This window comes from Paenibacillus sp. SORGH_AS_0306 (genome assembly GCF_030819345.1).
In the GTDB taxonomy this organism is placed as follows: domain Bacteria; phylum Bacillota; class Bacilli; order Paenibacillales; family Paenibacillaceae; genus Saccharibacillus; species Saccharibacillus kyungheensis.
Genome location: NZ_JAUTBP010000001.1, coordinates 107,687 through 131,707, shown reverse-complemented (window position 1 = coordinate 131,707; position 24,021 = coordinate 107,687). Strand labels below are relative to the sequence as shown.

General features: G+C 38.9%; 15 protein-coding genes. 2 read left to right on the top strand and 13 right to left on the bottom strand.

What is annotated here, in order from left to right; all coding sequences use genetic code 11:
- From QE450_RS00555 to QE450_RS00515, 9 genes are all read right to left on the bottom strand, one after another.
- Window positions 1-2,013, bottom strand: coding sequence for an SNF2-related protein (locus QE450_RS00555; protein ID WP_307295822.1), 2,013 nt, complete (start codon window positions 2,011-2,013; stop codon window positions 1-3).
- 293 nt (window positions 2,014-2,306) lie between these two features.
- Window positions 2,307-4,139 carry a DUF262 domain-containing protein gene (locus QE450_RS00550; RefSeq protein ID WP_307295819.1) on the bottom strand — a complete coding sequence of 611 codons (1,833 nt, stop codon included), beginning with the start codon at window positions 4,137-4,139 and terminating at the stop codon, window positions 2,307-2,309.
- On the bottom strand, window positions 4,139-5,413 hold the full coding sequence (locus QE450_RS00545; RefSeq protein ID WP_307295816.1) for a DUF262 domain-containing protein: 1,275 nt from the start codon (window positions 5,411-5,413) through the stop codon (window positions 4,139-4,141). The genes QE450_RS00550 and QE450_RS00545 overlap by 1 nt, the downstream gene beginning before the upstream one ends.
- A gap of 67 nt (window positions 5,414-5,480) precedes the next feature.
- The gene (locus tag QE450_RS00540; protein ID WP_307295813.1) at window positions 5,481-7,391 is read right to left on the bottom strand and encodes a hypothetical protein; all 1,911 of its coding nucleotides are present in this window, start codon (window positions 7,389-7,391) and stop codon (window positions 5,481-5,483) included.
- A 44-nt stretch (window positions 7,392-7,435) separates the two neighbouring features.
- Window positions 7,436-10,345 carry a type I restriction endonuclease subunit R gene (locus tag QE450_RS00535; protein WP_307295810.1) on the bottom strand — a complete coding sequence of 970 codons (2,910 nt, stop codon included), beginning with the start codon at window positions 10,343-10,345 and terminating at the stop codon, window positions 7,436-7,438.
- 38 nt (window positions 10,346-10,383) lie between these two features.
- On the bottom strand, window positions 10,384-11,523 hold the full coding sequence (locus QE450_RS00530; protein WP_307295808.1) for a restriction endonuclease subunit S: 1,140 nt from the start codon (window positions 11,521-11,523) through the stop codon (window positions 10,384-10,386).
- On the bottom strand, window positions 11,520-13,022 hold the full coding sequence (locus QE450_RS00525) for a type I restriction-modification system subunit M (RefSeq protein ID WP_307295805.1): 1,503 nt from the start codon (window positions 13,020-13,022) through the stop codon (window positions 11,520-11,522). Before QE450_RS00525 ends, QE450_RS00530 begins: the two co-directional genes overlap by 4 nt.
- Window positions 13,015-15,435, bottom strand: a complete 2,421-nt coding sequence (locus QE450_RS00520) for an N-6 DNA methylase (RefSeq protein ID WP_307295803.1) — start codon at window positions 15,433-15,435, stop codon at window positions 13,015-13,017. The genes QE450_RS00525 and QE450_RS00520 overlap by 8 nt, the downstream gene beginning before the upstream one ends.
- 236 nt (window positions 15,436-15,671) lie before the next feature.
- Window positions 15,672-17,165: a restriction endonuclease subunit S gene (locus tag QE450_RS00515; RefSeq protein WP_307295800.1), complete on the bottom strand. Its 1,494-nt coding sequence runs from the start codon at window positions 17,163-17,165 to the stop codon at window positions 15,672-15,674.
- Window positions 17,166-17,698: 533 nt separating this feature from the next.
- On the opposite strand from QE450_RS00515, the gene QE450_RS00510 reads away from it, so the two are divergent.
- On the top strand, window positions 17,699-18,235 hold the full coding sequence (locus tag QE450_RS00510; protein ID WP_307295798.1) for a hypothetical protein: 537 nt from the start codon (window positions 17,699-17,701) through the stop codon (window positions 18,233-18,235).
- A gap of 695 nt (window positions 18,236-18,930) precedes the next feature.
- Here QE450_RS00510 and rlmD read toward each other — a convergent pair.
- The gene (gene rlmD / locus QE450_RS00505; protein WP_307295795.1) at window positions 18,931-20,448 is read right to left on the bottom strand and encodes a 23S rRNA (uracil(1939)-C(5))-methyltransferase RlmD; all 1,518 of its coding nucleotides are present in this window, start codon (window positions 20,446-20,448) and stop codon (window positions 18,931-18,933) included.
- A 497-nt stretch (window positions 20,449-20,945) separates the two neighbouring features.
- On the opposite strand from rlmD, the gene QE450_RS00500 reads away from it, so the two are divergent.
- A complete protein-coding gene (locus tag QE450_RS00500) occupies window positions 20,946-21,776 on the top strand; it encodes an alpha/beta hydrolase (RefSeq protein WP_307295792.1) in 831 nt (276 codons plus the stop codon).
- 204 nt (window positions 21,777-21,980) lie between these two features.
- On the opposite strand, the gene QE450_RS00495 is transcribed toward QE450_RS00500, so the two are convergent.
- From QE450_RS00495 to QE450_RS00485, 3 genes are read right to left on the bottom strand one after another with little or no spacing between them, the layout of a single operon-like run.
- Window positions 21,981-22,874: a diacylglycerol kinase gene (locus tag QE450_RS00495; RefSeq protein WP_273614919.1), complete on the bottom strand. Its 894-nt coding sequence runs from the start codon at window positions 22,872-22,874 to the stop codon at window positions 21,981-21,983.
- A 23-nt stretch (window positions 22,875-22,897) separates the two neighbouring features.
- Complete coding sequence (locus QE450_RS00490) at window positions 22,898-23,665, bottom strand: sirohydrochlorin chelatase (protein WP_307295789.1); 768 nt, start codon at window positions 23,663-23,665, stop codon at window positions 22,898-22,900.
- 5 nt (window positions 23,666-23,670) lie between these two features.
- A complete protein-coding gene (locus tag QE450_RS00485; protein ID WP_069327488.1) occupies window positions 23,671-23,961 on the bottom strand; it encodes a YerC/YecD family TrpR-related protein in 291 nt (96 codons plus the stop codon).
- Window positions 23,962-24,021: the final 60 nt, after the last annotated feature.

The window sequence follows — 24,021 nt, the reverse complement described above, 5'->3', positions numbered from 1 at the left end:
TTATGCTCCTCTATTGAATTGTTCAATCAATTCTCTTAAACTACAATTCTCCCTGTTATCCTCGGCAGTTCTCCATACTTTCCACACATTGTAGACCACTCCAAAGACAAGATCCTCACTTACCTTGTCTCGTTGGATTCTTCTATGAAGAAAAGCTGCAACAGCATCCAACGATTTAAGTGTGCTGATTTCTTGCTGCAAAATTGAAATTCCCTCATCGTACCGCTTGATGTCGGCTGCGAACGATGCATACGCAGGCGTATAAATCTGTTCCTTCAATACAGCATAGGTTAATCGGGTTCCATTTTTGCCGTATACCACTGCACGGTTTTCCTCTTCCGCAAACTGACGGATCTTGTTGGACAGATTATCGCCGCTACCGTAGCCCATCCGAGTAAACAAATTCCTCAAAACCTCCTCCGCCGCCTCTATAGTAAGAGCATCAATGTCTTCCTTCGTCCTGATCAGTTTCATTAGTCGCTCCCGATCTTCCTGCATTATTTGTTTTACGGATGTAATCCTGACGTAGATCTGAATTAATTCAGTAAGCCATTGGATATATCTGGTGGAGCTATACAACAGATTTTTGCTCGGCAACAACGGAATCACATCATTCTGGAATCGGTGAAATAGTCTGTATAGATATACCGTATCGAATAGTTTGTTCGTATCTTCAAAGTAATACAGGCTCAGTTCATTAAATTGTTCCATGTTAGTTACCCTGTCGATTCTACCAAAGCGCTGCTCCAGATCAGCCGGCGTATCCGGTAACTCGTAATTAATGAGATGATTGAATCTGGACAGATTAATGCCCACAACACCTATCTCATGCGAAATAACAAGGATTCGCTTTGTACTAAGCTCGCTGTTCTTATTGTCCAACATCGCTATTTTGTTTCGCCGTTCTTCGGGCAAATACGTTTTCCCATGCATAGCTTCGATTTGATCCTCGCCAAACCGACATATGAGCGCTTTTCTCAGATAATCGATTACTAACCGATGTTTGGCAAAAATAACAATTTTATTATCCACGCCTTCCTGGAGGATTCGATCCGTTACAGTGATAAGCTTCGCCAATTTATCATCAAACTGCGTTATGACCTCTAGATCGCTTTCCAGATAGGAATGCTTAATGAACCTTTTGTACACCTCGTCGGAAGCAAATGCACGGCTATAATTAAAGATACATCCCAGCTTTCGCTCCAGATCTATACTAAAATAGGTTGATTCTATACGCTGTGCTGTTACTTCATCGACAGTATACGCAATCGGTATAACCTTTCTATTCCGAAAATCCTGCTTATTCAGCATCATTTCTTTAAAGTTACGGGAAATCGGATAGTCTGTGCTGAATGACACGGAACGAAGCGGATCAACGGTCTTATCGTTTAGATCAATAGATTGGTTCAATAACTTGCTCACTAAATTGCATTCCTGGTTGAAATTATCTCCTGAGGTTTTGATGGGCGTAGCACTCAGAAACAACACACTCTTAGCGCGAAATTGCTCAAGAGCACGGTATCGTTCGGAGGCCTCGTTCTTACTTCCATGCCCCTCATCCAGAACGATTAGATCCCAATCGATGTTATGGGTCTTTATCCGATCAATAGCCGCATTTGAGTTTATCTGATCACGACTGTCATAGGTAACAATACATAGATTGGAGAGCTCGTTCAATTGCTTCGAATCCGGCCCGTAAACGTCAATCGCTTCTTTATTGCCATTAATAATTTTAAAATCCAACCCGAACTTAACCAGTAATTCGTTATACCAATTAAATACCAGATTTGATGGGCAAACGACCAGGATTTTATTCCCGCCGTTCATTAAACTATTCCAAATTACAATGCCCGACTCAATTGTCTTCCCGCAACCAACCTCATCAAAGACAAAAGCAAAACCGTTATGTCTGACCTTTTCCAGAATAGCAAACTGCAGCGGAAGCAATCTCTTCTCTGATCTCTCCATCATTTGAATATTTTGCAGTACGATATACTGAATCCTGTTTGTCATAATCTTACTCCTCGGTAATCGAACTGTCCGCTTTAATGTCAATGCGATCATGCAGCAGCTCATAGTTGTTGTAAAATAACACGGTAGCACGCCTTAGACAGCCTGTTGTCTGGTAAGCATTGAGTTATAGCCGCGGATGGTGTCTTACTCTAAACCTTTTATAAAACCACTCTTATTCAATATATGTACTAACTCAGTTAATCCTTTTTCATTGTTGAAATGGCTCGTAAAGCTTTATTATAACTTAAAGCTAAAACTCCAAACTTGGTATAGGGTTGCTTGAGAAACGACATTCAATCCAACTCAAGTGCTGACCTTATTAAGTTAAACATTTCTTCTCCATGAGCGCTTGCCACTTCTTCCGTCCATGCGTTGGCATCGGTAGTTAAGTCAGCCATTCTTCTTAGTTTCATGCTTTGCCCAACAATCCCGTTGCTAAAATTCGCCTTTTTAGCAAGTGGCAAATTATTCGAAAACTTAGAGTTTAACCCACTTGAAATAAGGCATAGGTTACCGAAATGATTCAGGTCTTGCTCGTCCCATTTGACATTGCTGTCGATGGGATGCTGCGGATACCAATGTTCCACCGATTTACGGAATTCGAATTGGAAATCCTGCTTCGTTTTTTGCCACAACAAGTAATCCAAGTAATTGAACACTATGTGCGGAGTGATTAGTCCTATAGAAAACTCGCCATCGTTCATATATTCCCCCACTGCCGCTTTTGCGATGTTTTCCAGCTTGTCTGAATGTTCATTTGAGTCATAGCCATCCATATCAAAATAGAGCCACGCAAGGAACTCTGTAGCCCAATGCATGACCAGCGGGGATGTATACGTTACCCTTAACATGGATTGCAACATTCGACTTGCGATTGAGTCAGTAACATCCACATAGTACGCTTTTGGCTGCCTTTTAGCATATTTTCTGCTATTGCTCCATGAAACCTTGAGTGATTTAAGACTCCATCTTCCTTCCGTATCGTCGCTGCTGAACTCTCTTTTGAGCATAAAATTATCGAATAAAAATCTACATCTTAACAAGCATAGCCCGAAACGCTCTATAGTTTCACCAACATGCTGTTTACGAGGAAATACTGTTTCGAAACGTTGAATGAGTTTTTTGTCATCAATCAGTTCTCCACTCCACGTTTTTTTAGTGTCCACTTCAGCCTCATTTTCCTCTACTTCAAAAATCTTTAATACGTGCAAGAGAAAATGTCGAAATGTTAAAAAACTTTCAAAACGTATATTGTCCTCATCTGAATGATCGAGGCGAGATGTATTTATTGATGTAACGTCTGCGCTCTCAGCAATCTCACTTATTGAACGCATTGCCGTGCTGTCTGTTTTGCAACTTTCTAAATAATACCCGTCAGAATCATCAGGGTAACAATCCCAGTCATCTCCAAAGTAGTGCTTTCTCTCAGCTACGTCAAAGTGCATTTGCACATAGCCCGCCATATCGCTGCAAGCATCCCATATGCGAGCAAAAGCATCCCTTTTCTTTCCATCGGTTATCATCTCTATTAATCTGGACTTTACGATATCCTGCTGCTCCAGTTGCTCACCACGATTGTTCATAATTTCAAAATATTTGTTCAGGTCGGTGTTTTGGGGGACAATTACTCTCAGAAGATTGACCTTTTCCAGTTTTCTCTTTAATTCTTCAGTTTTCAGAGTTCCTGATGAATCCTCAACTTTACCAAGAATTTTCTTACATATAACATTAAAACCTGAAAGTATACCGCCATCTACATTTTTCCGCCAGCCAACCTCATCAATGCTTGTCAACCTTACCAGTGTATTATCGGACTTCGGTCGGTATTCAAAAGAGACAGCGTTTCTCTCAAACGGAAAACTTAGTGCAGTAAGCAATAGGTAGAGAGCCGTCAATCGTTGCTGACCATCAATCACCTCAAACTTTCCATCTTTGCGCTCAAACACAATGAGGCTACCAAGATAATAATTATCCGTCTCAAAGTTTAGTATGTCATCAATCAGCTGCTCAATTTCTTTATCTTCCCATGCGAATGCCCTTTGATAAAGCGGTATGATGTACTTGTTCTCACTGAAAATATTCCCTCCTACAAAAACAGTTTTAATGTTATGGACGTTGTTTGTCATTATTCAGCACCACCCGACAATCCCATTATTTTCTGCACTACGTTTAAAAGTAAATTTTTATCATCGTTCCTGGGAGAATAACTTATCTCTTCCGAAGACAACACAGGAATCATTATTCTTAATACATCCGACTTCTTCATACACTTTTGCAACAAATAAAATAGTGGTATAGTTTCTTTGTCACCCACTTTTTCCCCGATGGCGTAATTTCGCACTGTATCAAAGCCTAATTTTTGCATTTGCAAGCGAACCATAAAAGCCCAAGCGTACAGCCGTTTGATAACTCGGTCGTCAAAATTTCTGAATCTGTCACAGTAGTACAACACCACACAATAAAACAATTGTTTGGCATAAGAGAATCCAACACCTGTCCCGCTCAGGAATAGTTCAAGTTCGGCCTTTGAAACTGCCCCCTTCACATCCGAAAGCAGATTAAGGTAATGATCTACATATTCAAAAAAGTTCTTGCCTGATACAAAGGTCTGGTCAATTTGAAATATAGGCATCCCCTTAACCGTTCGCATAGCATAGTAGTATTGTAGATCAAAGCTGACTCCTTTGAATTCGTCAATGTCTGCAGATGTGAACCTATGGCCTTTATTTTTTTCAATCCAATGTTTTATAGGAAACAGGTAATCTTGAAAGAGAATATGAATTTCCTTTGGATCTGTTCCCTCCCATTTGTCTACCGTGTGTTTCATTTCATGTGGATGGTCGCGCATTTCTCGCAAATGGAACGCTTTCAATAGATCATGGGGATCCAAAGCCCTACCACGCGTGTTTTGTGAGTCAAATAACTGAAATGCTTCTGGGAGATTTTTCGTGGCCACAACTACAAACTCTAAAACACTCGATATCGCTTCAATAAAGCGCTTTTTTTCAATTAAGCTTTGCTCTGCGAAATATGTCCTAATTGCCAAGTAATTTCGTCTTATATTTTCTTCCGATATTTTGGAAGAGAGTTTAGTCTCTAACATTGGCACATTATATGATGCCTCCAGAGCTTTGCAAATAAGGGCTAGCGTAATAATTCTCTGTTGCCCATCAAAGATATTTAACGTTCCGTTGGTTTCGTCGTTGTGGAAAATAATCGTTCCAACGCGATATTTGAAATCGGGATATTTCTTAATCTGATCTATGGCAAATTCAAGGTCTTCCATAAGAGCAGATACATTTTTAATACTCCACTTATATGGACGCTGATAGTTAGGCAAATGAAGATTTTTTAGCTGAAGAACCTTATCAACTGGTACAATTTCTGGATGTTCAAACACTCTTCTCCCTCCTAATAGTAGCTGATTTTAGCAGAATATCCTTTGAATTGGTTATCGTCAAAGAAAGTTAATGTCTATTACTCGGAAGACGTTGAGATATACCTGCATCTTCCAGCCTCTTGTTCCATTGATATAAGGTTTCATCTGAATGAGATGCTATTAACCATCTATATACCATGTGTTCATGCGTCATTTTCCATTGATGTCCAGCCTTCGAAATGAAATCCTCAGCATAAAACTGATGTAGATTTAATCCAATACATAATGCCAGAACCGCTGGTAACTCCTTTGTTAACGCTTCCTTATTCCTGTAATCGCTTATTATCCTAGAACTTAATCCAGACCGTTCAGCTAGAATCTCATTGGTTATGCCTCTTCTTTTTATGTGACATTCCAATGTTCTTGAAAAACTTCCTGGCAGATTCAATAGTTCATCCGAAATTTTTTTGGAGAAAACACTTATTTTTGCGGTCTCCTCTGCACGCTCTTGTGCATTTTGATTATCTATATAGTCAGGATTGTACGTTGCCTCAACAAAATTGACAGCACTAACATCCCTACAAAGAAAACACCTTCTATAAAAGGAATCATCATATAATTTGCTGATGCGATTTGTTCTATTAAAGATCAAACAGCACTCATCAACATGCTCTATTGCATACTCAGTCAACTCTATTGAACCATCTTCGCGACGTAGTACATATTGAGGATCGTTAATACAAAACATGGAATTTACATAAACAACTTTACCTGAGAACACCATATCAGAAAGAACTTTCGACATTTTTATTACATTAAAAGCATTTATTTCATCAATGGCAAACGTTTGATTCCTTCCTAATGTGCCACTTTGGAAGGAATATGGCAAATAGTATCTGCCATCGACATATACAAAAGTCCCTGCTGCTTGTTCAAACCCAACGTCAATTGCTCGTAATTTTGCTGCTAATTTGGATACGCCAAAAAAACTAGCAAGTTCCTCAATTGCAAGTTGCAAAATCTCAGCATTGCGCAGATCTTGCTTTTCATCATGTAACCGTACCAATATTTCATTCAGTTTCTGTTTTGTAGTTTTTAGAGGCATTAAGATTCTTGGTGTTAGAACGTTTGCTTGCCATTCCATCCAGTGTAAAGCTTTATCAATCCCTATCGTATCTCTTCCGTATTCCTCAACTACTTCACAACTTATTGAAACTACGTCATTATTCAGCAGCTTCTGTAATTCAAAAAAATTTGCATGGAGATCGTGATGAACACATTCATGAACAATTGTATTATTATGAGAACCAATATTTCTCATAAAAGATACATTAGGATTTACCAATATGGTTCCCAGATCAACTTTTTCTGTTCGCGTGTATTTCATGTCTTTCTCGAATACTTCCACCTGAGCCTCACCAAAGTACGACTGACCAAAGATGTTATCTGGCAAAGGTGCATAATGCATAGTTAAACACATATTGTCCAGCAGTTCGGCCATGTCTAATGGCATTGGATTCTCCAGTGCTTCTGGATAATACTTTTGCAAGAATTTTTCAGCTTCATTATCCAGATCTTCCGAATATAAATAAGGGACAAGGTACTTTGATAGTGCGTTTTCTTTACCAAATCTCTCTTTACTGTAGTCCCTAACATCAATTACCATGACTTTTCGAAGGCCTGATATTAGATGTCCATAGAAGGATAAAATAAACCATTTAGACTGCCTATCAGCTTCATAGTCACGTTTACCGATCCCTTTTAAAACAATTTCAGCCTGAATAGTAGTATTGAAAAAAATTTGACGGTGTTCGATACCATAGAATGTAATGCTTCTTACACGGATATTCTCTACCTCAATGTATGAGGGATCTAATAAACGATAAGAATCAAGCGACCTTCTTCCTTTTTGAAGGATGGAGTTTTTTATGGATTGATGCATTTCATCATAGTAAATATCTTCGAGATAAGCTTCGAATGATCTATAGTTCTTATGCACCTTATCACCTTCCTACCTGATTCTCATCACATCTAATCTTCGAATTAATAATACTGCTCAATATACTCATAAGCTTTATCAAAGACTTCTTTGTCTTTAATTTTGTATTTAACCCAGACAACACTCCGAAGAGCTTTCTTCACTTCCTGTTTTCCTGCAGTTGTACCCTGCCAACCATCGAATCGTACAATCTTAACGATATCATCTATATCGCCAACAATTCGTTCAACGATAATTGGTGTCTTTGAATTCCTCAACCCATCAAAAAGCTCTGTTAATGCCGCCTTGCCCTTATCCACTTCTTCCTCGGGAACTACTTCTTGTTCAGCTTCTGCAGCTTCCCGCGCAAGTTCTAATAGCAGTTTAAGAAACTCAATACTGGTTATTAGCCCTTGTTCGTGCTTTTCACGGAGATTTTCAAGTTTTTCTCCTAACTTAACGAACTTGATTTCATTACTGTGTTTTCGAATTCTAGCGACCAAGTCAATTTCAACTTTGATCGTTGTCTTTCTCAAATTCTTTTGTTTTTCAATAAATTCATCAATTAAATCTGCATCCATCGTAAGAATTTCCATATCATCATGTACTTCTCCGACTTGCAGATTCTCGTGAACTAGTTCCAATGTTTTCGCCCCAAGAGACGCCCAAATCAACCCGCCTCTTCCATCAGTAGGTTTCACGGATTCGAATACTCTTGACAGCCATTGATAATCAAATTTCATCGAATTCAAAAACGGATCTGGTGATAGAGCATCCCACGCTCGATTAAGTACTTTATAATCCGCTCCAAATTCGTCCTTAATTTTATTGTTTGGCAAACATTCTTGTGCAGCAATTAAACCTTCCCAACCATCTATTGTACGGTCTACTCCCATGAAATAACTCAAACACTTGCGCATTAATGCAGGAATTTGTTTTTTGACTTCTTCAATATTCGAGATGACCTTTTTCATGCTTGATTCGTCAAAATCTAAAGCAGTTGCGACATTATCAAAGATACCTATGTAGTCAACAATCAAACCATGAGTCTTACCTTCATCATAGGTTCTGTTAGTACGACAGATGGCCTGCAGCAAATTATGATCTTTCATTGGCTTATCCAGGTACATAGCCTGCAATATAGGTGCATCAAAACCAGTAAGAAGCTTTGACGTTACAATAACAAGCTTCAAAGGATCGTTAGGTTCTCTAAACCTGTCTAAAACCTTACCTTCTGCATCCCTATCACGTTTATACGCTTTATACTTATCATCTTTATCATTATTAGTGTCCATTACAATAGTAGTTGCTTCCGGACCTAGCAATTTATCAAGTTCTTCTTTATACATAAGACAGCATGCTCTGTCATAACAAACAACCTGACCCTTGTAACCATTCGGTTCAATTTTCGCCTGGTAATGCTTCGCTATATGCTCACATATCTTTCTGATACGTTTCCGGTCATACATAATAGCTTTCATATTGACCCTTCGAGACAGCTCTGCTTTATCTTCTTTAGATAAGTTCTCTGTTAGTGCTTCGAATTCAGCATCGAGCTTTTCTCTATCCACATGTAGGTCAACTGGTACTGGTTCGAAGTTCAATGGTAGGGTCGCATTGTCACGAATTGAATCTGAGAAGGAATACTTGCTCATATATCCACTTTTGTCCTCGACTGCACCAAATGTATTGAAAGTGTTTTTATCAATACGGTTAATTGGTGTACCTGTAAGGCCAAAGAAAAATGCATTTGGAAGAGCAAGACGCATTTTACTACCTAGATCGCCTTCCTGAGTTCTATGAGCTTCATCCACCATAAGTATGATATTGTCTCTAGGGTTAAGTTCCTTTTTAACATCACCAAATCTAAAGATTGTTGTTATAGCAATCTTTCTCTGGTCTCCTAAGAAGAAGGATTCTAAGTCATCTTTTGAGCCTAGACTTACAAGATTAGGAATATCTGATGCATTAAATGTTGCAGTTATCTGCGTCTCTAGATCAATTCGGTCATCAACTATAACTACTGTTGGATTGTTTAATTCAGGTATCATTCTAAGTTTCTGTGCTGCAAAAACCATCAGTAAGGATTTCCCAGAACCTTGAAAATGCCATATTAGTCCTTGTTTTGGGAATCCAGCCTTTACACGCTCTACAATAAGATTCGCGCCTTCATATTGTTGATAACGACATATGACCTTATATTTGCGATACTTTTTATCTGTTGCAAATAAAGTGAAAAACTGAAAAATGTACATGACCTTATCAGGCGTAATCATATCTTCAACACTGATTTTCACATCAGCGAGACTGCCTTCACTTTTATGATCCGGAGTATGCCATGGCCCCCACATACCAACGGGCATGCAAACTGAACCATATCTGTAACATTTGCCTTCTGTAGCGAAATTGAATATATTAGTTACAAACATGCCTGGTATGCTTTTTTCATAGGAAGCTATATCTCTCGCAGCATCCAACCATGTAATAGAATTACGAACAGGCGTTTTCAACTCACCAACCACCACAGGGAATCCATTTATCAATAGAACAATATCTAGTCTCTTACCGTTCTCTTTTTGTGGATAAACCCATTGGTTTGTAACAACATATTCGTTCAGCCCTAAGTCAGCTTTGGTCATCGTCCCAAAGAATCGAATAGGAATCATGCGTCCATCTTTACCGAATGGGTATGAATTCTCTTCAAAAATCATCTTCTTAAACATTTCATTCTGCGTAACCAGGTTATGTGGTTGAACCGTCAATATGAGCGTACGCAGCTTATAGATAACTTCATCTGCGCGAGATGGTTCTTCAGCAATTTCAGGATTAAGGCGGATGAGCGCCTCTTTAACCATAGATTCAACCATTACGTCAGAATATTCACGTTGCAGATCTTCAGCGGCGATAAAATTCCAACCATTGTCTTTGATCGATGTAAGAACCATTTGCTCAATCGTATTGTCTTCATTAAACATTATATGACCCTCCAATCCTTATCAAAAAATATATTTAATTAACCAAAGTTCTTTAACATTAAGGCTTTAATAGTGGTTTCAAGGTTATCAATATTTTGTTTCAATTCAATTTTTGATTTATTGGTCTGTTGTAGTAACTCCAAGAACTTATGTTGCAGGTTTATTGGCGGTATAATTATCTCTATATTTTGCAACTCCTGCGCGTTTATGTTTGCTTGACCAATGGCTGCTTTACACATGTCAAAAAGGATATTTTTGCTGTATTTTAAATTAAGAAAAGTAGATAAATACTCCGGTAATATATCCTCATTAACTCGTACACGTATTATATATCCTGCAATCACCATGGGCTTATCCAAATTAAACATGCACGTTTTGCCTACTAATTCTTTACTATTAGTTCGATTAAATAGCACATCACCCTTTTTCACAACACACTTTTCAATCTCATTATCCGACATATCAATATACTTCAAATCACTTAAATCTAGCTGTCCATCATAAGTAATATTATTCATCCTTAGATAGGGATATCTGCCACTTTCAGTAGCCGGCTTGCTTGTACCGTATTTTACTTCTGATACGATATCTCGAATAGTTCCCTTTTTAAAACTCTTCACATTATCATTTGGAAGTCCGAACATCTCGACAAATTGTGATTTTATAAGCTCATCAGTATGATAAAGCAATTTCTTGTAAGCATCTCTTGTATCATTGGCAGCCCATAAAAGTTCTGAAAGTTTCTCTTGCTTATCAATTTGTGGCAACATAAACTCGTATTCCAATAAAACTTTAGGAGACAACCTCTTAGACATTGTTCCGTCAGAAAATTTTTCAGCATATCCCCAGAACCCATCTGTATTTAAAACGAACGGAATAATGCGCCTCAACAGTTTGTCCTCAACACGTAATACTATAGTGTCACCAGATGTAATCCCATTAAACTTTACAATAGATGCCCTTTTCAAATAGACATTACGTCGGGCAATTAAAATATCACCTGACTTGAAGACTTTCATAGCAGATTTTAATAGACTTGTATTACCATATTTCTTGATCTCAATCTCACCTGATACATAATGTTCAAGACCAACAAATTTATCATATTCGCAATTCGCTGGATCATCTACACGTTCAGATATTACCTTTACTACATCACCAAGTTTATATTTTATCAATACTCGTCTCCACCATTCTCAAAAAGCATGTATTTCAACGTCTCAAAAGATGTTCTAAAAGTATCACTGCTAGCAAGCCATCCATCCAGTGCCTCTTCCACTGAATATAAAGTCTCCTCATCTTCGATGCTGTTAGACCCACTTACATAAAGTGGAATGCTTAGTTTACTGTCATATCCGATAATCTGCTCTACTGTAGCAATTGCTGAAAAACCATCTTGAACAGTAAATTCGGTGTAAATTTGTGCTATCTTCTGTATATGATCCTCTTCTAAATAACTCTCTGCATTTTTTCTAGTCACTTCATTTTTCGCATTTATGAATAATACCTGCCCTTTACGAAAATGTGCTTTTCTCGTTCGGCATATAATAATACATGCCTCCATCGGTGAATTGAAGAATAGATTTTTTCCGATCCCAATTACACATTCTATCAAATCACTTCTTACAAGCTTTTCACGCATCTCTCTTTCTTCATCTCTAAACAAAACACCATGTGGGAATAGAATTGCACATCTACCTGTTTTTGGATTTAGACTCTTTAATATATGCTGAAAAAATGCGTAATCTGCTCTTCCTTGAGGTGGTATACCGAGAAAATTCCGGCCATATTTATCAGCTAAAAATGCTTCTCGATCCCATTGTTTAATTGAATAAGGTGGATTTGCAAGTACTAAATCAAACTGCATTAACTCGCCATGCTCCACAAAAGCAGGTTTCTTTAAAATATCGTCATTGACTATATGAAAGTCCTTTACACCGTGTAAAAATAAATTCATTCTTCCAATTGCAGATGTAAGAGAATTGATCTCTTGCCCGTATGCTTTTACATTTCTCCATTCAAGTCCTTGTTGCTTCAAATAAGCGATGGCTGAAATAAGCATGCCTGCGCTACCACATGTAGGATCATAAATACTTTCACCAGACTGCGGTTTTAGCATCTCTGTCATAAGATGAACTACGGTACGATTTGTATAAAACTCCTGTGCAGTGTGCCCACTATCATCAGCAAATTTCTTAATCAAATATTCATAACCTTGTCCGAGTTCGTCCTCAGGACAATTTTTCATACTGAGCGTTTTTGAAGAGAAATGCTCAATAAGGTCTTTAAGTAATTTATCGGGTAATCTGTTTTTATTGGTCCAAGCACCCTCCCCAAATACACCTTGTAATTTTTCGGGATTTGCTTTCTCAATAGCTCGAAAAGCATTTACAATTGCAACGCCCACATTTTCTGATACTGATCTGACATCGTTCCAGTGAAAACCTTTTGGAACAATGAATCTATGATTTTCTTCCCACTCGAGTGCATCCTCATCCCCATCATACTTCTCGAGGATTTCTGCACATTCTTCATCATAAACATCACAAATTCTTTTGAAAAACAGGAGTGGGAAGATGTATTGCTTATAGGAGCCTGCATCAATATGAGTTCGTAAAAACACCGCTGAATTCCATAAATATGATTTTAGCTCATCTAATGTAATTCTATTACTCACTAATGTATCCCCCTTCTACTAACAAGTATTTTAATTTTTTTTCTGCTTCAACAACTTCAACTAATGCTGCCAAAAATGCCTTCTTAACCACCAGGGGACGAATAGTTTCTATTGGTGCTTTCTCAATATAGCTGTTCACAGAGAGTGTGTATTTTTTTAACTTTATATCTTCAATGGTTGTTACTTTAGATTTTTCGATAACTGACTCGTAGTTTCTGAAAAGATTGTAAATTTCTTCAACATCTTTCTCAGTCATTATATTTTGAGCTCTTTGTGCAGTATAAATCTTTGATGCATCTATCAGGCAGACTTTCCCTTTATGTTCTTGCACTTTATTGTTGTTTAAAATAAGAATACATGCTGATACGCTTGTACTGTAAAATATTCTGCTGACTAATGTAATAACACATTCTAACTTGTCAGATTCTATTAATTGCTTACGGATTTCTCCCTCTTTCCCTCCCTGGAAAAGAACTCCCTGGGGAAGAACGACCGCACATCGTCCATTCTTTTTATCCATAGATTTCACCATGTGCTGGAGCCAAGCAAAATCAGCACTGGAATCCGAAGGACTCCCCCATAAATTTCGTCCGTATATATCTGAGGCAAATTGATCTGCACCCCAAGCTTTTAACGAAAAAGGCGGATTTGCGATCACACAATCAAATGTTTGTAATTCTCCACGATGTACGAAGAGTGGCGATTTCAAAGTATCACCTTGTTTAACCTTAAAATCTCTTGCTCCATGTAAAAATAGATTCATTCTTGCTATTGCTGAAGTTGCCAAGTTCTTTTCTTGACCATAGATCCTGCCATACGTGCTTTTATCATCATGTACATTTCGAATTGCTTCGATCAACATACCACCAGTACCACAAGCTGGATCATAAACCGTCTCGCCTGGCTTAGGATCTAGAATTTTGACCATTAATTTTACAACCGATCGAGGCGTATAGAATTCACCTGCATTCTTCTTTGAAAGATCAGCAAATTTTTTGATTAAATATTCATAACTATCTCCCATCACATCAGATGAGTAGTTTTCATTGCCTACTTTAATTTCTGACATGTGTTCAATAAGATCCTTTAAGCGTTCATCTGACAGTTTATTTTTATCAGTCCAGTTTGCATCATCGAAACTAGAAAAAACGCCATAAAGTGTATCAGGATTTGCACGTTCAATGCCGTTCATAGCATTGACTATTGCAACACCAACATTTTCGCTTACTTCACGAACATCCTGCCAATGACATCCATCGGGAATGATGAATCGATGATTTTCTGGAAAACTAGCAAATTCTTCATCACCACCAGATTCCTCTAGCGCGACTTGAGTTTCCTCGTCATAAACATCAGACAGTCGTTTGAAAAATAAAATTGGTGTTACATAGCTTTTATACTCATCCTGATTAATTGGGCCACGCAAAATATTGCAGGCTTCAAAAAGGTGAGAAAATAGCTTTTGACTTGTTGTTTCTTCTGGCTCCGAAGTACTGTTTTTCAGTGCTTCATCAGCAGCATCCATTGCTGATTGGATCATTTCTTCTCTACCTCCCGTTTTTATTTTGGCTCCTGCAGACTCCTCTTTAATGCTGACGCTCCCTAAAGACTGTACCTTTTCCAGCTTTGCGGGATATAAGTTTTCGAACTCAAGCAGTATCTTCAGGAGCCGCTCATCAAGAAATGTCAGTGCGTGCTTTCTGATATGTGTCGGCACCCCGTAGTAGGCTTCTGCCACACTTCCCGTGATTGCCGCCAACGTATCACTATCGCCACCAATAGAGACAGCATTCCGGATTGCGTCTTCAAAATTGAATGACTCAAAGAATGCAACAAGTGCTTGCGGCACTGTTTCTTGGCATGTCTCATTAAATTGGTATGTTTCCCGAATTCCATCAAGCGTAAAATTTATGGGGTAGTAGTGCTTATCAATGTAATCGCGAATCTCCAAGATGTTCTTTCCGCTACGAGCCAGAAAGACTGCAACAGCAATAGCCTCCGCACCTTTTATCCCCTCAGGATGATTATGTGTTACAGTTGTCACCTTGTGCGATAGCAATTTAGCTTCTTTAATGGAAGTAGCTACATAGCCACAGGCGCTAACTCTCATTGCTGCACCGTTACCAAAACTGTTGTATGGTTCAGGAGAATCACTATACATCCATTTTCGGAACATTCCTCCATACCCTTTGCTTGGATAGGCTCTTCCAATAACTTGCATGGATTTAACAACTTGATCACTCAAGTAACTAAAGTCACGTTTACAGATCATAAGTGCTTCACATATCGCTAATGACACTATCGAGTCATCAGTGAAAAAACACTTATATGTTAAAAATTCAAAATCTTTCGAGCGATGATTATCCCATTCAAATCTGGAACCGACAATATCGCCAATAATAGCCCCAATCATGAAATTCCCTCCCTGGTGCCGGGCAAATACTCTTAGTGAAGCCTCAGCGTACATACAAATTTTTTAAATAAATCCCCGTTACAACAAAGTTATTTATATCAACATTTTATTATTTCACATTCATAATAGTTTTTTGAAGACGCTCCATAACTTCAGTCCATCTACCCTCAGCAAGTCGAATGCTTTCTACATATCTGGAACGTTCCATCTCATATTCTTCTGCGATCACCTTTTGTTCATCGACCCTGGGCAACGGAATTTCTAACGTTTTTCAAGTCTTTATAGCTAATATTATTAACGACCGTTCCTTGCTGTTTTCCTGCTAAAACTTTGTTCCCCAATGGACTATCCAAGAAAATTTTTAGATATGTCCCTAAAAGCAGTTTTTCATTGGGTCTTATTACAATAATGTTTGATGAGGCGATACAAGGATACTTCTGTTCTTGATAAATTGCTATTCTGATCGCTGTTCCACGTGCTGGTAGTAATAAATCTCCATCTCTAAGTAAGTAATTTGCAACTTTACGCTCTTCCTCTTCGATGTAATCAAGACCCGCATAATCAATGTCATAATCATTAAGATTCGATATATTTACAACACCAAAACTACCGTTGTCATCTTTTTTGTTGATCGTCTTTCCGCGAAAAACTTCAGCAACATTACCTAATTCTTCTTTTTTAATACTTGAGTTCTGATAATGCTGCCAATCTTCATCGACCATCGCAAAGATATGATCAACATTCCAGTAACCCATTTCCAATAACTCTTCCAACATAACAAATGTATCATCTATAAGGACCAGTTCATTGATTCCATTTTTTTTAATGTTGCTTGAAGCAGCATCGTACCTCTTAATCATTACATCTTCTGTTCGGCCAGTTGTGATCGTAAACATATACGTCTTAATAGCAGTAGATGAAAATACCCCAGTTGGTAGCTCAGCTATTTCCTCCAATTTATACATGCCTTGTATAAACTCTCTTAAATCTTTAATCGATCCCGCAGCAAAAGTTATCCGGGCTGGAAGTACAATTACCAATACCCCCGAGCTATTCAAGTGTAAGAGTAAATTCTCTACAGCTATCATTTCATATTCCCTACAAATGAAATCTCCGTTATCTTCTCGTCGTTCTCTTGCTCCAAATATAGGTACAGCCAGAATTAAATCAAACTTCCTTGCTGAAAACTCGTACTCATAAATACTTGTCTGCTCGACAATTACATTGACATACTCCTTAAACATTTCATCGAGAAGAACTTTACTCACGCTATTCATGGTAGTTATGAAGAATTCACAATCAGAATGTCGAGTTACTAATTCAGTAAGGTAAGGTACAAATTTTTCAGCTTCAGGTATCAACACCATCTTAGTGTTTGGATTAAAATGTTTTTCAAATTCTGTAATCAGAACTTTTGGTATGTAAAACATCCCTTTAGGATCTGCAGATGCCATTACCATTTCCCAATCAATATCTTCATCATCCATAGCCATAAAAGCACCAAAAAACGTTTTAGAATCCGGGTATGGATTTTTCATTCCGTAACTATTTGATAATGAAAGCATTAGCTCATAAGCTTTCTGCTCAGTAGGCTTTCTTAAACTTGATAAAAATTCATCTTTTGTCTTTTTTAAAAGGAACAATGCAACTTGTAACTCTGACTGAGCAGTATATCCCCTCAACGTATTATAACGATTCCAAATATAGTTCACCTGCTTGTCATTGCGCATCTTTATCCCTCCCTTGCAAAACAACTCACTGTTATTTTCATACATAAAACATAGCATCATACATAATTCGCGTCAATTAATATTTAATTTTGGTATGTTAATACCAAAAAATAGATAATATATTTTCTGATTTCTATTGCTTCATAGGCACAACCAAATAAATTTCGCGAAAACATGAAGTCCGACTTCGTGTTTCTTTTCGAGGATTATCAGAGAGCCCTTGCAAATAAACAGTATTTTGTTTATTTGTAAGGGCTCATTTTTTGTCCAATATCATGAAGTCTGACTTCCTGTTAGGACGATTATGACTGAATTACTATTAATACATAGATTGAAACCTTCGCACAACAGCCACCTGCAGGGCATTCCGGTGTTGTGTGAACTACAACTAAATATTTGCAATCGACCACCGGAATTGAGGTTGCAATTCGAAATGGAGAAATCCTATTGAATTGCCACCAACCATCCGTGGTCTGGTTTGTAATATCAAAAAAGCTCTCCATTTCGGCTCAAACCGAAGGAGGGCTTTTTACATGTCAAGCAAAGAAAATCAGAGTCAACCAAAGAACAGTAATTTTCACGATGGTACGTGGCACGTAATTATTGACGGCCAGCAAATACCTGCCTCCGAAGAAGTCTATAGAGCCTATAAACGTCCAGCTTGGGTAGAGCGTAAGCGCAAAGAGCGAGAAATACGCTGTTTAGATGAAAAAGGTAATCGTTGTACCAAAAGTTGTCGTGAATGCGATTTAGAGCGTGCGAAAAATGGACTTCCGCCAATAGAACGGACAAGCGGTACCCTTTCATTGGATAAGTTCACCGAGGATGGTTTCCAAGTATCCGACACAGTCGATTTGAGTGAACTCGTAACGGACAAGCTGCTTCTCGAAGAATTGTTCGCGGCCCTGGAGAAGTTGGACCCAGAAAACCGCAGGATTATGGAACTCTTCAGTATCGGCAAATCCGAGCGGGATATCGCCGCCGATATTGGATTGTCACAGAAAGCGATTAATAAAAGGAAAACGAAGCTGTTCGCTCAACTAAGAGAAGGCCTGAAAAATCTTCGCTAGTTCCGGTACTCAAAACGATATCTTCTGTCCTGTGGATAGTGAGGGAGCCCCCCACCATTCATTTTCAGAAGGTTCAATATGAATAGTGAAGGTTATATGAAGACTCAAATCTCACTAGGAAAGGAGGAATACCCAAATGAATATACTTCTTGATATCATCCATTGGTTCATAAATAACCTAAATACACTTCAGCAAGTTCATGATAGTACAATAGACGAGTTGATAAGATACTACAAATTATATGTAGCGTACCATCAATTCCGTGAAACCCATCAAAAACTCAGTCCACCCGATCAAGAAAAAGTGGATTCTTCAGAGAATGACTTCAGAAAGAACGATAAGGCTTAATTAAACAAGTGCAATCTGAGAATTCACTCAGCTGAACGTTAAAACTATTCGGTGGCTTGTAGAACTGTGAACTCCACCAGTCACTGATTCCTCTTTGTCTTTATTATGAGCTTTACCCTAAAAGCAATCTAAATAATTACGCCACTGCTTGTGGCTGGTTTACTCACTACAGTACGCAGTGCATTGCTGCATAACGGCGGTCGGTCGAACCACATTTCCTCGCTCATCATAATTTGTAGAGAGACAATGATATTTCTAGCTATAATCAATGCGCGTCAAGGTCTACATATCAAAGTAAATGGCCCCCCCCTAACTGAAGTGGATTAACACCGATGTGTATCTTGTATTAACTTCCCCTCACAAGAAGTGAACAACACTCTACATGCACCGTATGCGGGAACATGTCCACTGGTTGAACTTCTACCGTCACATATCCACCATCTTCCAGCACACGCAAGTCTCTCGCCAGTGTCGCTGGATTACACGACACATACACCACACGCTCCGGTTGCATTGCTAGAATCGTCTCCAACAACCTCGGATCGCATCCTTTTCTCGGTGGATCGACAACAATCACATCTGGTGTAATTCCGTTCTCTTTCCAACGCGGAATCACATCCTCCGATGCGCCCACTTCAAATTCGACATTCGTCATCCCATTCAATACTGCATTAGAACGAGCATCTTCGATCGCTTCTTTCACAATCTCCACGCCATATACTTGCTTCGCATGTTGCGCCAAAAAGAGTGAAATCGTGCCTATTCCGCAGTACGCATCAATAACCGTTTCTTTGCCTGTCAGTCCAGCATATTCAACGGTCTTACTATATAACACATCCGTCTGCACCGGATTCACTTGATAAAAAGAACGTGCCGATATCGCAAACTTCACATCACCGATATAATCGTGGATCACTTCGCGTCCCCATAATACTTTAGTGGTATCGCCGAAAATGACGTTCGTTGTCTTTGTATTCACATTCTGGCAAATACTGACCACTTGTGGCATTTCGAGACGGATACGGTCGATCCATTCGCTTGGGCGTGGTAGACGTTCTCCGTTAGTAACGAGGACCACCATCATCTCGCCGGTACGGAAGCCGACTTTGACGACCACATGGCGCAATAGACCTGTGCCTGACTCTTCATTATATGCAGATACGCCTAACTCTTTGCCGATCTGTTTGACTTTAGCGATCAGTTCATCGTTACGGGTATCTTGAATGAGACAGGTATCCATATCGATAATACGATGACTGCCACGCGCGTAGAAACCAGCAACCAATTGACCGTTGATTTCACTGATTGGCACCTGTGCTTTGTTCCGATAACGCCACGGTTCAGCCATCCCCAGTGTTGGCAGTACTTTGATGCCTTTATTTTCGGACTTCTTCTGTGTATCTGTATTGTGATCTAGATGAAGCTGAACCTTTTCGTCTACCGTTACATTCAGCTTACCGATTCGTTGCAAATTATCTATCACATGCTGACGTTTCCATTCCAATTGAGCATCATAACTCATATGTTGTACCTGACAACCACCACATTGATTGTAGATCGGGCAAGGGGCTTCGACGCGATCTGGACTGGCTTCTAGGATGGCGGTCATTTTGGCATAACCGTATTGTTTTTTTGTTTTTAGTACTTTGGCTTTAATCTTCTCACCCGGTAGAGCGCCTTGAACAAACAGTGTATATCCTTCTGCTCGACCTACGCCTTCTCCATCATGATTCATACCGATAATCTCTAATTCCAACTCGTCATTTTTGGCAACAGGTAAGTTCGCCAGCGCAAGAGCTGTCGCTTGACTCGGTTGTTGCCGATTGTTGCTATATTTTCTGCCGCCTCTGCGGTCTTTACTCATCTCATTTAGCTCCATTTCTTTATACACATGACTGCATTTCATTAATTGCTCAAGTCTATCCAATATTTCACTTCACAAATACATTGTCCACTACGAATGGACATTCCGAAGAACAATTCCTCTAAAGATTGTATAGAAAATTACCTATACTTACAATAACTATCCATGTTTTTTCATAGAATATTTAACGTTTCTATCTCAACAAGCTCCAATTGAAAATAGTTCATGTGCACACACCAATTCTATTATAACGCAATAGTACTTCTACAGGAGATGTTAGGTTCATTTTAAAATAACGATTAGAATGTATATGCCCCTTTGATCTTGTCATGTAAAAGTGATCTCTGTTAAAATTTATATAGTATCTACCGGTTATACATACACAAGTTTTAACCGTATTGGCGAACAGATATAGTATAAGCAGATGAAATTATATCTGTTTGTGCGAAGAGTACTTGCTATACATATAACAATAGCTTCGGCAAAAGGAGTACATGATGAAAGCTACGATTAAAGATATTGAAATCGATTATGAAATGTTTGGCGAAGGTACACCGATTTTATTTTTACATGGCAATGCTTTGGATAAAATAAGCATGAAGCATTCGTATGAACCTATTTTTCAAACGATCTCTGGATACCGACGTATCTATGTAGACTTACCAGGGATGGGCGACTCTCACAGTAGTCTGTCGATCAACAGCACTGATGATATGTTAGACGTCCTTCTAGCCTTTATCCAGCAGGTTATTGGTCATGAGGATATTCTATTATTTGGACATTCCTACGGGGGATATCTCAGTCTTGGGATTATGAATAAACTGCAAGATCGGGTCAAAGGAGCCTATCTTACTTGCCCTGTGGTGATCGGACAATTTAGCCAACGACGAGTCGAGCAGCAAGTTCCTATCATAGAAGAAGAGGTTCATACAGATACAAGCACCAGTGAATATCAGAATTACTTGAGTATGAATATTCGGATTAACGCTAAAACATGGGAGCTGTATCAACAATTGATTGTTCCGGGAGTACGCCGGGCAGATCATGACTTTATGGATCGGATTCAACGAGAAGGTCAACAATATTATCGTTATGCATTAGAAGAGCAACTTTCTTTGCATCATAACACTGTTCTGCATGTATTGTTAGGTAAAATGGACAATGTGGTTGGTTATCAAGATCAGATTGATTTCTTTACGAAATATTCTTACTCGACCACCACTATCTTAGGAAATAGCGGTCATAATTTGTTTATTGATGTAGCCGAAGATAATCATGAATGGGTTACACATTTTTTGAACAAAGTAAATCAACAATCTTCTAATTAGTATGACGTTCTAAAAGAATCGGAACAAACGACCATTTGCTCTGTAAAAATGAAATGGTATCTGATTATACTAGTAAAATTAGTACTGATTTTGTTATTGTGCCCAGCACTTATTATATGAATATAAACGTTATAGCTAATATGCAGCATTCAAAAAAGCGCCTATTTCCCAAAGGAAACAGGCGCTTTTCAACGTTGAGATCGTTTATTTCAGATCCGAGAATACTTGTAATTTCTGTGGCAAAATCTCAAAAATCCCCGGTAATGATCCACCGAGTTCACCGTCTAGATTAATTTGTACATTATTACTAGGCGCTTCAATCTCTAAGCGATTGGTCTGGAAATAAATAATCTTCGGATCGTTAAGATGTTCTCCACGAGCGGCGATAGAGATTAAGCGAATAAATTCGGCGATATTACACTTTTTAACACCGATAAAATCAAATAATCCATCATCTATTCGTGCTCCCGGCGCTAACTTTTCAAATCCACCGACTGAATTGGTATTAGCAACTAGAAAAATCATAAATTCTTCGTGTAGCGGTTCTTGCCCGGCAGCTGTAATTTTTAATTCGGTTGGTGTTAAGTTAACGACTTTCTCGATGCCTTTCATATAATATGCCATCTGTCCGATCATCGTTTTGAGTCGACTCGGTACTTCATAAGTCAGCTCAGTCAATGATCCTCCACCAGCAATATTAATAAAATAGCGATCGTTAAAGCGACCCACATCGATCGGTCTCGCATTCTGACGAATCACCAGATCGCAATAATCTTCCCAATGTCTCGGTACGCCTAAAGCACGTGATAAATCATTGGTTGTACCTAGTGGAAATACGCCAAGTGGCGGTGGATTATCATATTCAGCCATGCCGTTAATGACTTCATAAATCGTACCATCGCCACCAGCGGCAATAATCAATTCATATCCATCTTCGATCGCTTTGGCGGCTGAAATGGTTGCATCACCTTCACCTGTTGTCGCATGACAACTGGCTTCGATACCGCCTTTGTCTAACCGATCCAAAATATCCGGCAAACGGCGCTTCATTTCCTCCCGACCTGAAGAAGGATTATATATCAGTCTCGCTCTTTTCATCCCATCATGCCACCTAATATGAATTATGTTGTTATGAGTTGGTTCAACAGTGACTGAATCTGACGCTCCATCCAGTGAGATAACAGTGGATGCGGCAACAATGCTGTACCTGCATATTCATAGCTTAACCCTTCCACACGCCCCGGAATCACTTGATTCAGGAATATCCCTTTGCTTAGAAAAAGTGGCGCAATCAGCACTTTATAGCCGCGTGCTGTCCATTCTTCTGTTTTGGCGCGCAGACTATCTGGATTAAGTAATGCATAGTCAGTATGAGCCACTTCACTAACCTGTCCTACCCGCTGAGCTAACGAAGAAATACCTTTTTCCCAGCGTTGTCTGAATCCGTCATGAATACTGCCGTGACCGACGACTAACACCACTTCATTTTCAGGTGCAAAAGATAAATCTTTGACTTGATCCCAGACCATCCGAGCGATATCTTCATCATCATCGGCTGGATATCCGAAATGAACATTCGCTTGAATCGTAAAAGGTTCCAGATCGGTCTCGCGATCAGGAGTTTCTTTGACACCCAAAGCATACGCAATCTCATCCATATGTGTACTACCAGAGGACACAAATAGCGGAACAACCAAAAGATCGGTTACCCCTTGCGCTTCCAATTCATCGATTCCATCCTGAATAAATCTTCCCGGAACATTGTCCAGGAAGACTGCATTTACAGGTAGATCGCTTGGCAGATGAATATGAGATACCGCTTCATCAATCTGCTCCATCCAAGACGTTTCCGGCGAACCATGACTAATTATTAATACACCGGGCTTCATAGAGATTACCTCCCTAGACGTTCCAATGTCATTTTGTATCCATCATTACCATAATTCAGGCAACGTTTTACACGAGAAATGGTTGCTGTACTTGCACCCGTTTCTGCTTCGATCTGATTATAAGTTGAACCTTTACCTAGCATACGTGCGACTTCAAGGCGTTGTGACAGCGACTGAATCTCGTTAACTGTACACAAATCATCAAAAAACACATAGCATTCTTCTAAATTTTTTAGTGTCAAAATCGCTTCGAATAATTGATCAACACTTTTATCATCAAGTTTTTTAAGTTGCACGATGTGATCATCCCCTACTACGGTTACTGTACCTACATTGTATAGATTACTGGTTATTTT